This window comes from Tannerella sp. (assembly GCF_030528505.1).
GTDB lineage: Bacteria > Bacteroidota > Bacteroidia > Bacteroidales > Tannerellaceae > Tannerella.
This window is the reverse complement of sequence record NZ_JAUMYS010000083.1, coordinates 1-12,138: the sequence shown is the minus strand read 5'-3', so window position 1 is coordinate 12,138 and position 12,138 is coordinate 1. Positions and strand designations below refer to the sequence as shown.

Sequence of the window (12,138 nt, the reverse complement as noted above, 5' to 3'; positions counted from 1 at the left end):
GGGATTGGGCAGCAATGTAAGCAAACTCACAAAATACGTTTTAGAGGAAAGGTATAAAAAAATCAATCTCTTTTTGAAGTCTGTAATGCTATAAGGATATACTATTACTTCTTTTACAGTTTTTTTGTTTCGGTAGAAATCAGTAGGAACGAAAACCATTTTTTTAATCGTTATATTATTGCTAAAACAAGAAAAAATTCCAATTAAGGAGCGTTTTTATATTTCTACACATAACCCCCGAAAAAAGGGCGAAATATATTTCGCCCCAAAACCCAACACCCAAAACCTAACACCCCTCAAACAAACTGCATATCTACTATTTTACTACCTTTGTAACATGAAAAAATATTTTATATTCATCTTGCTTCTTCTTTGCGGGTGGTCGCTGGCGGCACAAACCGAGACTTCGGGTAGAAGCGACCTTTACCGACATACGCCCGAAAAGCAGACCCGGCTGATACATACGTGTCTGAAAGTCGGGTTCGATTTCAACAAGCGGACGATGGAGGGCGAAGCCCGTATCACGGCTGCTCCGCATTTCTACCCCGCCGACCGCCTGAGGCTCGATGCCAAAGCAATGCGGATACATGAGGTAGCCATCGTACAAGCGGAGGAACGGAAACCGCTTCGCTATCTGTACCGGAACGACTCGCTGAATATTGAACTGGACAGAACCTACCGCCGCGACGAAAACTATACCGTTTACATCCGCTACACGGCACAACCCGAAGAGGTCGCCTATAAAGGCAAGCGTACCTTCTCCGATACCAAGGGGCTTTATTTTATCGACCCCGACGGAGAAGACCCCGAACGCCCCACGCAGGTCTGGACGCAGGGACAGACGGAGTATGCCTCCTGCTGGTTCCCGACCATCGACAAGCCCAATCAGAAAAGCACACAGGAGGTTTACATCACCGTGCCCGACCGTTACCGCAGCCTCTCGAACGGACTGCTGCAAGGCTCCGAACGGCACGACGACGGTACTCGTACCGACCACTGGGTGATGAAACATCCGCACGCTCCCTATCTCTTTTTCGCGGCGGCGGGCGAGTTTGCCGTCGTAAGCGACAGGCCCTGGCGGGGTAAGGTAGCCATCGACTATTACGTGGAAAAGGGCGATGAAGAGGCGGCAAAACAGGTGTTCGGAGAGACTGCGGAGATGCTTGAGTTTTTCTCGCAGACCTTTCGCTACGACTTTCCCTGGGAAAAATACGCTCAAATCGTGGTTCGCGATTTCATTGCCGGCGGCATGGAAAACACCACCGCCGTCGTTCATGCCGAATCGGCGATGCAACCGATAGAAGTTTTGGCCGACCGCAACTACTGGGAGTCGGTCATCGCCCACGAAGCGGCTCACCACTGGTTCGGCAATCTGGTAACGAACGAGAGCTGGGCGAATCTCATTGTTAACGAAGCCTTTGCCAACTACGCCGAATACCTCTGGAAGGAATACAAACACGGTCGCGACGAAGCCGATTTTCACCGCACCGAGAAACTCGACGAATACTACGCCCACGCCGGCGATTTCGACAAGCCTGCCGTACGCTTCGGATACGAAGACCGGGAAGATATGTTCGACAAGGTTTCCTACAATAAAGCGGGGGCTGTGCTGCACATGCTTCGCGATTATCTGGGCGACGAAGCCTTTTTCGAGGCGGTCGGGCTTTTTCTCCGCCGGCATGAGTTCGGCACAGCCGAAGTCCACGACCTCCGCCGTGCCTTCGAGGAGGTAAGCGGAAAAGACCTCAACTGGTTCTTCAATCAGTGGTTCTTCGGCAGCGGACATCCCACGGTCGAAGCATCGACCTGCTACGACGCCGAAAGCAAGACCCTCAGCCTCCACATCCGCCAGACGCAGCACAACTGCGGTTTCTTCGAGTTTCCGCTCGAAATAGACCTCTACGAAGGCGACCGCCCACGGCGCCACAACGTATGGGTATCGGCCGTGGAAGAAAACGTCTTCACCTTCGCTGCCGAAAAGCGCCCTTCGCTCACCGACATCAATCCGAGAGGCGTTATTCTGATGAACAAAGGATATGAAAAGTCGGCCGAGGAATACCGCTTCCAATACCGTCATGCCAAGGATTTCAAAAGCCGATACCAGGCCGTTTTGTTTGCGGCCGACCATGCCGGTAAAGATATTTTGCTGTCTGCCGTTCACGACCCCTGCTACCACATACGGATTAAAGCCTTGTCGGAGCTTCCGGTCGAGGAGCTTAGCCGGAAGGAGTTGGACATGGTGGCAAAAATCGCAACCTCCGATCCGAAGAACCTCGTCAGGTCGGCCGCGATGTGGACGCTGGCCGCTACGCGCGACAAACGCTACCTGCCCCTCTTCGAAAGAGGCTTGAAGACACATTCCGCATCGGTCAGAAACGCCGCGCTGAACGGCATCGCCCAAACCGTGCCCGAGCGGGCGAAAAACTTCCTCTTGGCGTCGAAGCCCGAAGAACTTCTCGGAGACCAACTTCTCGGGCTGCTTTCGGTCATCGTCCGCCACCGCATGGACAAGTACCTGCCACAGCTGATGACCTACCTGATTTATTACCCCTTCACGGAGGAAGACAATCCGGAGCAGGCTCTCCTCCGCCGCCGGGGCTACGAGTGGGCCATGTCGCTCGACGATGCGGCCTTGGTCGAGAAAACCGTGCAGCGCTTCCGGGAGATGAAACCCTACCTCGACGGCGACGACGAAACGCAAAGAGGCATTCTCGAAGTCCTCGAAAACGGCCTGCGCATCAAGAGAGGACTGCCCCAAACGCCATCGGTACGGCAACAAACCGACCTGCTCCTCCGGACAATCGAAGAGATGAAACCATGATGCCTGCGGAGAAATCCGGCAGGTATATACATTGGCAGGTAAATGGATATAACAGCAAATCAATAGCTCTTTTTAGCTGTTCTTTTTATAGCTTCGGATAGCCCAGATATTGAAAACGGTTGCGAAGCCGCACAGCACGAAAAACGGTTGTATCAGTTCGGTAAATGAGCTGCCTTTCAGGTAAACAGCCCGCATCACCGCAACAAAGTATTTCAACGGATTGAACGCCGCAATCATCTGTGCCCACGGTGGCATGGAAGCGACAGGAGTGAACAGGCCGCTCATCAGAATAAATACCATCATAAAGAAATACATCACGAACATAGCTTGTTGCATCGTCTCGGAATAGTTTGAAATCACAAGCCCTATACCCGACACGACTCCAATATAAACGATTGCAAAAACATAGATTGTCAACAGGCTACCTGCCGGAAAAATTCCGTACACCCATGCGGCCAGCACCATACATAGCGACAACACAAAGAGACCGATTGTCCAGTAAGGGATCATCTTGGCCGCTACAAAGGCCATCCGTCCGACCGGCGAAACATTGAGCTGTTCGATGGTGCCCGCCTCTTTTTCTCCGACGATATTCAGGGCCGGAAGAAAGCCGGTGAGCATCGTGAGCAACATCACCATCAGTGCCGGCACCATAAAAACCTTGTAATCCAGACGCGGATTGAATCGATATCGTGTCACGACATCGAATGTTTCGACGGGTAGAAGCGTGATATCGGTTCCGGTACCATAACTCTCCCTTAGTTCGGCCGAATAGTCGTTCAGTATGCTTGTCAGATAAAAGGCCCCCAGACTGCCCTGTGTTCCGTTGACGGCATTGGCCGAAATCATCGCTTCGTCGTGTCCTTCGCCGATAATATGTTTTTCGAACCCCGAAGGAATCTCCAAAATCATATCCGTTTCGCCCGACTCAATGCCATTCATTGCAGCAGAATAAGTCGGTGAAACATCGGTCAATCTAAAATAGCCGGAAGCTGTTGCTTTGGCAATTAACTTTTGCGAAACGGGACTTCGATCGTTATCTACCACCGCCAGTCTGATGTCTTTGATCTCCTGATTGGCTGCCCATGGCATGATCAGAATCACCGTCAGAGGCATCACAAGAATCAGTTTCGGCAGGAAAGCATTCCGGAAAAACTGCTTCCACTCTTTTTCGATTAAATATTTCAACATCATGCTCTCAATTCAGACGGGTTTTAAATTGTTTCAAACTCAATGCAACGAAGACCGAAGCCATAGCCGTGAGGATGGCGATCTCTTTCAGCACAAAGCGCAGTCCGACGCCCTGTATCATGATTTTCTTCACGGCTTGGATGTACCAGCGGGCAGGCACGGCAGCCGAGAGCCACTGTAACATATCAGGCATGCTCGACACAGGAAAAATCATACCCGAAAGCAACATAACGGGCATCATCATCCCCATACCCGAAGCCAGCATAGCTGCGGTCTGATTATCAACAAGACCGGAGATGAACAGTCCGACCGACAGGGAGAGGAAGATGAAGAGCAGAGAAACTGCGCTAAGCAACAGCAGACTACCGGCTATTGGCACGTGTAATACGAAAACAGACAGAAGCAAGATGGTAGCAAGATTCAGTATAGACAACACGAAGTAAGGCACGATCTTCGCTAAAATGATATAAGCCGGTTTCATCGGCGAAGCAAGCAGCAGTTCCATCGTACCCGTTTCTTTTTCCCGAACGATGGCAATGGATGTCATCATCCCGCAGATAAGTGTCAAAATCATTCCCATGATGCCGGGCACAAAGTAAAAGACGCTTTTGGCCTGTGGATTATAAAGCATCTTCACCTGTGCGGTAATCCGACAGGGAATGCGGTACTCTCCGGCCAATTCCTGTTGGTGCATATAGAGTATCTGCTGCGCATAGCCGCTCATCATCGAAGCTTGGTTGGGCTCGGTGCCGTCTATGATCAGTTGCACAGAAGCTTCACCCGTATGACGCAGGTTTTCGGCAAAGCATTCGCCAAAAACAAGCACTAAATCGGCATCTCCACGTTTAAAAACATCATCGATCTCATGCGGAAACATTAATTCTTCGGAAAGGACGAAATGTTCGCTCGCCTGAAAACGTTCTTTGATGTGTTGCGTAACCTTATCGTGCGACGGATCGAAAACGGCAAGACGCGCATTCTTTACTTCCGTTGTGATAGCAAAACCGAACAACAGAATCTGCATGACAGGAATCCCAAGCAAAATCAAGACGGTGCGCCTGTCGCGAAAAATATGGTAAAACTCTTTTTTAACGAATGATACAAACTGTTCCATAACTTTGTCAGTCTCCCGGTCGTGTTGCTTCGCGCGCCAAACGATCAAACACCTCATCCATCGTCGATGCGCCAAATTGTTTTTTCAGATTGCTCGGGCTGTCTAAAACCCTGATGCGTCCGTCGACCATGATCGATACCCGGTCGCAGTATTCAGCCTCGTCCATGTAGTGTGTCGTCACGAACACGGTGATTCCTCTTGCGGCTGCCTGATAAATCAGCTCCCAGAAGCGCCGGCGGGTGATGGGATCGACCCCTCCCGTCGGTTCGTCAAGAAAGACCACTTTCGGCTCGTGGAAAACGGCCACGGAAAAAGAGAGTTTTTGCTTCCATCCTAAGGGTAAGGCTTTGACAAGCGTGTTGCGTTCGCTCTCAAACCCCAGTTCGTGCAGGATGTTCTCCGTCTTTGCGGCAATTTCACGGTCTTTCATTCCGTAAATACCGCCAAAGAGTCGCAGATTTTCCCACACTTTCAAGTCTTCGTATAACGAAAATCGCTGACTCATATATCCGATGCGCCGTTTCACCTCTTCAGCTTGTTTACAGATATCCAATCCTGCAACGGAACCTCGCCCCGACGTCGGACAGCTCAATCCGCACAGCATTCGCATCGCCGTTGTCTTGCCCGCGCCGTTGGCTCCCAGAAAACCGAAAACCTCCCCCTCACTGACGGTAAACGAGATACGATCGACGGCCGTAAACGTTCCGAATTGCTTCGTTAGCCCCTCAGCTATAATCACTTCTTTCTTCATGCTCCCTCCTTTTCGCCGAGTATATCCATAAAACAATCTTCAACCGAAGGAGAGAGCGGAGTCATTTCAATATCCGCGTGTCCTTTTTCATTCAGGTAATGCAGCAATTCGTTCGGTGTACAGTCTGTGCGTAACGTGATATGGCAATTTTCCCCGAACGAGAAAGCCGACCGCACGCCACGATACGCCCGTAGCTCGTTCAGCAGACGATACATGCCTTTCGATGAACGGAGAGCAAACAGCGTGTGTGGGTATCCGGCCATGATACCTTCGGGAGTATCTACCCGCAGAAAGCGCCCCTCCTGCATCAGGGCGATCCGGTCGCAACGCTTCGCTTCGTCCATGTAAGGCGTAGAGACAAGAATCGCAATTCCTTGTGATTTGAGCCTGAAGAGCATCTCCCAGAACTCTTTACGCGAAATAGGGTCTACACCTGTGGTAGGTTCGTCGAGCAGTAACACATCCGGCTTATGTATTAAGGCGCAACTCAGTGCCAGCTTCTGTTTCATGCCGCCCGACAGTTTGCCGGCTCGTCGTTTCTTGAAAGGCTCGATCTGCCGGTAGATGTCCGCGATCAGGGGGTAGTTTGCCTGTACCGTTGTATGAAAGACGGTGGCGAAAAAGTTCAGGTTTTCTTCGACCGTAAGGTCTTGATAGAGCGAGAACCTCCCGGGCATATAACCGATGATGCGGCGTATGGCGCGATATTCCTTCACGGCATCGTATCCGCCGACGATGGCATTTCCGTTGTCGGGAAGCAGGAGCGTCGCCAAGATACGAAAAAGGGTCGTCTTACCGGCTCCGTCGGGCCCGATGATGCCGTAGATTTCACCCAGCTCTACTTCGAAGCTCACATCGTGCAGTGACGTTACGTGCCCATACTTTTTACCGAGATGATGTACGGAGACGGCTTTCATAGTCCGGTTTTTATTGGCGCATCTCCCCTCTCGTCCGTATCGATGCGGATTTCGCCGTACATACCCCGTTTAATAGCCCCATCGTTCCGGACTGCAACCTTTACGGCATACACCAAATTAGCACGTTCGTCTCTTGTGCGGATTGTTTTCGGCGTAAATTCGGCCTTGTCCGAAATCCAATTGATTGTTCCGGTATATTTTTTCCGCTCCGAAGCTCCCCGGTCGACGTACACACTTACTTTTTGTCCGATACGGAGCAGGGTGAGTTGGTCGGCGGTGATATAGACTCGCAATATCATGTTTTCGAGGTCTCCGACTTTCAGAAGCGGCCGTCCCTGTACGGCGAGTTCTCCCGGCTCGGCGTATCGCGTCAGCACCGTACCATCTATCGGACTGGATACAAAGCTTTTCCCGATCCGGTCGTCAATCTGCGCAATCTGTGCTCTTAATCCCATACTCTCCCCCTCGATGCTTCGGTTTCCGTTAGTCAGCGCGTCTTTCTGAGCTGCGAGTTGTTTTTCGAGCACGGCAATGTGGGCGTCAATGTCGTCAAGCGTCTTCGGAGCAGCGGCTTGTGCTTCGACTAAGCTTGCGTATCGTTCATATTCCTTCTTTTGTGTAGCGATCTGCTGCCTGAGTGAGGCGATCTGGCGGGGAATATCGTGTCGCCGGCTTTCGATGGCCGTCAAGCCCGCTGTCAGTTGCAGCTTTTGCAGATATAACCGGGTCGTATCGATCCGTCCGAGAGGCTCATGCGCCTTGACATCTTCTCCCTCACGGGCTGTTAAGCTCAGCAACTCGCCTGTTTCCTTAGCCGAAATCAGCACCTCAGTTGCCTCGAATACACCCGAAGCATCATAGTCTTCGTCTTTATTGCCGCAAGCCACGACAATCAGGGCTATCGCGATAATGATCAGTCTCTTTCGTTGCATATATTTTTGTATTAAAGGGTTATTCATTCGCATATCCGGCGGTAAATTCAAGTTCGTAAAGAGCTTGCAACATGGTAATCTCATGCCGGATTTTGTCCTGTATGGCCATCTGTTCGGCATGGAGGTCTCTCATGAATTCGGTGACCGATAAGGTGCCGTTAGTCATTTTAGCTTCGGAAGCCTTCCGGATGGCCGTTTTCAGGCGGATCATCCCGTCATCGTATTTCAGTTGTTCGGTATACCGTTCCATCTCTTTATTTTTACGGATCATATCCAGACGGGTATTGAACAGGAACAGTTCGCGTTGTAGCTCCGTTTGTTCGATATGGTTGCGAATCAGTTTACGCCGGTTTTTCAGCGTGTAAAAACGACCGATACTCCATTCGAATTTCACGCCGACCACGTAATACGGAACAAATCGGTTTTCCAGCATATTCAGTCCGGGCTTTCCGTATCCGCCTGTTGCAAACAGCGCGAATTTGGGAAATAGTCCGGCCGTAGCAATCGCATTTTCGGTTTCGTAATGTTTGATTTGTGCGTCATACAGCGACAATTCGGGACGACTAACGGCTGTCGGAACGGCGGGTAGAATTGTCGGCCTGACAAAATCAGTCGTTTCATTGATAGCCATTCCCGTCAAATTCGCCAAGACAGCGATACAGGCGGCGCGAGCATAGGCAAGCTCCGTAGCGTGTTGCTTCGCTTTCAGCTGTTCCACACGCACGACATGGAGGTCTCTTTCTTCGGCTATACCATGCTGTACACAGGCCTGGACGCGTTGATCGTTTCGTGCCAGTTCTTCCTGTAATAACTTATTTTGTTGCAGGCCGGCATCTGCCAGCAAAACTCCGAAAAAAGCGGTATTGACTTGCTGGTATAACGCATAAAGTCCAACCGCTACACGCCTCTTCTCCACCTGCGCAGCCGTGCGTACACGTTCTTTTCCCGACTTTATTTCGCCTCCGTCCCAAAGCACCTGCATCGCATCGAGCGTAAGCGCATACTGATCTTTGCTGAGCACCGGAATATCTACCCCCGGTATTCCCCATTGCGACACATCGAACGGAAGACGGGTGACGTCCGAACGGTATGAAGCGCTACCCGAAAGCTTCACCTGCGGCAAGTAGCCTTTTCCGGTATTGGCCAGCCGGTATGCTTCGGCCTCCTCGATCCGCACGTATTGCTTGATCAGCGGATAATGCTCCTGCGCTCGCCGCTGGCATTCTTCTATCGTAACCTGAGCGAAACCACAAAGGCCGTTCGTCAGTATCAGGATCGCCATAATCATCTTGTTTTTCATACCCATGATATTAATCGATTTATTTAATCAATCAGTTAATTTACATATAAAATAAAAGGACTGACCGTGAGAACCGGAGTTCGGATCAATCCTTCGACAACTTAATTCTTCAAACGGGCTAAGATCGTGCGCGACACTTCTTCTTTCCGCTGGTCGAGCAGCGTGTGAAATTCTTCTTCCGACAATTCCCACACATTTCGGAAGATGGGCGCAATAAGAAACGGAGCGATATTCAATGATAAGACGGTAAAAAGCAAGTCTATCGTCGAGATTGGGCGGATTGTTCCTTTCTCGATTTCTTTTTTCAGTTCCGCTTCCATCGGGATAATCACCGTTTGTAATGCTTTCTTGAATTTATTAATCAGAAACGTAATATTTTCGAACGAATTGTTCAATCCTTCGTTAAGCGAGAACGCCGGAAGTTGCGGATTCTGTTTCAAGAACTCGAAATGTACACTGATCAGGTTCAGGATTTTTTCTTCAAACGGAATATCGGACGAGGTGGTGATTAGCAAATTCGATAGCATCTGCTCGATCTTCTCTTCATAAATCTTTTCGAAAAGCTGTTCTTTCGTCCGATAGTAATAATGTACAAGAGCCTGATTACAGCCTGCCTCTTGGGCAATCTGCATCATCTTGGTCCGGACAAATCCCTGTTCCAAAAACAGTTTCTCGGCTGCTTTCAGAATCTTATATTCCATGTTTTCTTCTTTTGCCCTCATATTAATCAAACAATTTAATCGCAAAATTAAACTGAAAAATGAATCCGGCAAAGAGGATCGTCGTTTTTTTGTTTTTTTAACGGGATTCAGCATTGCTGAACTTTCTTGACAGGGTCTTTCAGCCGATTGAACACTTTAGGGCATCAGATTTATATCTTCCTGATTCGTATGTTTCTGACAAAATGATGCTCACCTTTTTCAAGAATCAGATCGGCACGAAATCGGGTCGGGAGGATATGGTTTTCGAGATTCGGTCGGTTAATCTCTTCCCATATCTGGATAGCAAATTGTTTCAGCGTCTCCTCGTCGTATGAAGCGTATTTGTGGAAATAAGAATCTGGATTGGCGAAAGCGAAGGTTTGTAACTTTTTGAATCGCTCCAGATACCATTGTCTGATATTCTTTTCACTGGCATCGACATAGATGGAATAGTCGAAAAAATCAGAAACAAAGACACGGCGACAAGGCTGGGTGTTCAGCGTCACCTGCAAGGCGTTGATACCTTCTACAATCAGGATGTCGGGTTTCTGGATCCGGTGTATCTCGCCAGGTACAATATCGTAATAGAGATGCGAATATACGGGAGCTTCGAGTCTTTCGCGTCCCGACTTAGCACCGGCCAGAAAAGCCAGCAGCCTTTTGGCATCATAGCTCTCGGGAAAACCTTTTTTATTTAACAGTCCCCGTCTCTCGAGTTCGGCATTGGGATAGAGAAATCCGTCGGTGGTGATCAGTTCTACTTCCGGCTTCTCGGGAAGCATCGAGAGAAGTTTCTGCAGAACTCTCGCCGTTGTGCTTTTTCCGACGGCTACACTTCCGGCAATGCCGATGATGTACGGGATTTTTCCTCCGGGATTTCCGAAAAAATCTTCGCGTTCTTTATGCAGGTGGCGATAATGCGTGATGTGAATCTGTAACAGACGAATCAGCGGCATATAAATATCCTCCACCTCGGCAATCGTAAGCGGCTCGTTTAAGGCTTGCAACTGCGTCAGATCCATGTCGGCAACCGGGAACTGAGGATGTTCTTCCAGCTGTTTCCATTCTTCGCGCGTGAAACTGCGAAAAGGCGAAAAGGTTGCGTCGTAAGTCTTCCGATTCATACACGTTATTGTTTAAGTCGCAAAGATAAGGTTCTTTTCTTTCGGGATGCCGGTTTTTGTAAAAAATATGCCGCAAAGAACAGATTAATTTGTTGTTCTGATAAATATCCTTTAATATTGCACCACGTAGAGAACAGATACAAAGAAGGATATTCATTCACTAATAAAAATATAACCCCATGAAAAACCGAATTCTTATGGCATTATGCCTGGCTGTTTTCAGCTGTTGCGACAAGACGGAACCCAACGAAAATCCGTCGTTGACCCTTGAGGGGCTGACCTTCGACAACTTTCCGAAAATGAGCTGCTCCACCTCGACCAGACCTCTACAGACGCTGCTGGCGTGTAAACTGTTGAACATCGAGTACCAATGGTATCAGAACCTAGCACTGAACGGCACATGGCATCTCGTTCCTATTCGAAGCAAGCTAACTGATGCACAACAACGCTTTTTCGAAGAGAAGCTGCAATGCCCGACAACGCACGGCGCCTTTACCCGTCTGATCGATGGAGAGACCGAACTGATCATCGCCTCGCGCAGCATTTCGAGAGATGAAAAAGCGTATGCCGACGAGAAAGGTGTTCGGCTTATCGAGAAGCCCATTGCACTCGATGCGCTCGTATTTATCGTTAACCCCGCTAACCCGGTTCGTAGTCTGACGACCGAACAGATACAAAACATCTACACCGGAAAGGTTACGCGATGGTCTGATGTAGGAGGAAAGGTGACGGATATTCACCCTTATATGCGCAATCCCAATTCGGGCAGTCAGGAAAAAATGGAGACCCTCGTAATGAAAGGTCTGACCATGCAGAAATGGCCGGAGATGATCGGCGGTTCCATGCTGTCCCCGTTCCATTCGATTCTGTCTGATGCCGACGGCATCGGGTATACCGTTTATTATTATTACGATCGTATTGTCCGGCAGCCGGCACAGTATCCGACCGTTGCTGTCGATGGTACGGCGCCTTCGCACGAAAGTATACGAATGCAGAAATATCCGTATACGACGTATGTTTATGCTGCTATCCGTGCCGACACTCACAAAGCATCGATGGCCTATAAAATGTTTGAGTTACTTTCGAGCAAGGCTGCCCGAAAGGTAATTGACGAAAGCGGATACATAGCGGTTCCTTAAAAAGCATACAATCCCCGAGAAGAACAACTCAAAATGAGACGCAAGGGCAATCATCCTTTTTTATCCACCGATACGGAATGTCCGGTTTTTTCTTACCTTTCCTCTAAAACGTATTTTGTGAGTTTGCTTACATTGCTGCCCAATCCCT

General features: G+C 49.5%; 10 protein-coding genes. 2 read left to right on the top strand and 8 right to left on the bottom strand.

The features are described from left to right. The first annotated feature begins 337 nt into the window (after positions 1-337). Positions 338-2,821, top strand: a complete 2,484-nt coding sequence (locus Q4A89_RS10820; protein ID WP_303185483.1) for a M1 family metallopeptidase — start codon at positions 338-340, stop codon at positions 2,819-2,821. A 72-nt stretch (positions 2,822-2,893) separates the two neighbouring features. On the opposite strand, the gene Q4A89_RS10815 is transcribed toward Q4A89_RS10820, so the two are convergent. From Q4A89_RS10815 to coaA, 8 genes are all read right to left on the bottom strand, one after another. Continuing rightward, positions 2,894-4,012 carry an ABC transporter permease gene (locus Q4A89_RS10815; RefSeq protein WP_303185484.1) on the bottom strand — a complete coding sequence of 373 codons (1,119 nt, stop codon included), beginning with the start codon at positions 4,010-4,012 and terminating at the stop codon, positions 2,894-2,896. Between the two features lie 7 nt (positions 4,013-4,019). After that, complete coding sequence (locus Q4A89_RS10810; protein WP_303185481.1) at positions 4,020-5,126, bottom strand: ABC transporter permease; 1,107 nt, start codon at positions 5,124-5,126, stop codon at positions 4,020-4,022. Positions 5,127-5,133: 7 nt separating this feature from the next. Continuing rightward, complete coding sequence (locus Q4A89_RS10805) at positions 5,134-5,877, bottom strand: ABC transporter ATP-binding protein (protein ID WP_303185480.1); 744 nt, start codon at positions 5,875-5,877, stop codon at positions 5,134-5,136. Beyond that, entirely contained in the window at positions 5,874-6,794 is a 921-nt protein-coding gene (locus tag Q4A89_RS10800) for an ABC transporter ATP-binding protein (protein ID WP_303185479.1), read from the bottom strand. Before Q4A89_RS10800 ends, Q4A89_RS10805 begins: the two co-directional genes overlap by 4 nt. Then, on the bottom strand, positions 6,791-7,726 hold the full coding sequence (locus tag Q4A89_RS10795; protein WP_303185478.1) for an HlyD family secretion protein: 936 nt from the start codon (positions 7,724-7,726) through the stop codon (positions 6,791-6,793). The genes Q4A89_RS10800 and Q4A89_RS10795 overlap by 4 nt, the downstream gene beginning before the upstream one ends. A gap of 19 nt (positions 7,727-7,745) precedes the next feature. After that, positions 7,746-9,008 carry a TolC family protein gene (locus tag Q4A89_RS10790; protein WP_303185477.1) on the bottom strand — a complete coding sequence of 421 codons (1,263 nt, stop codon included), beginning with the start codon at positions 9,006-9,008 and terminating at the stop codon, positions 7,746-7,748. A 119-nt stretch (positions 9,009-9,127) separates the two neighbouring features. After that, on the bottom strand, positions 9,128-9,727 hold the full coding sequence (locus Q4A89_RS10785) for a TetR/AcrR family transcriptional regulator (RefSeq protein ID WP_303185476.1): 600 nt from the start codon (positions 9,725-9,727) through the stop codon (positions 9,128-9,130). A gap of 170 nt (positions 9,728-9,897) precedes the next feature. Next, complete coding sequence (coaA, locus tag Q4A89_RS10780) at positions 9,898-10,851, bottom strand: type I pantothenate kinase (protein ID WP_303185474.1); 954 nt, start codon at positions 10,849-10,851, stop codon at positions 9,898-9,900. A gap of 179 nt (positions 10,852-11,030) precedes the next feature. Here coaA and Q4A89_RS10775 point away from each other — a divergent pair, with 179 nt between their 5' ends. Beyond that, on the top strand, positions 11,031-11,990 hold the full coding sequence (locus Q4A89_RS10775; protein WP_303185472.1) for a PstS family phosphate ABC transporter substrate-binding protein: 960 nt from the start codon (positions 11,031-11,033) through the stop codon (positions 11,988-11,990). Positions 11,991-12,138: the final 148 nt, after the last annotated feature.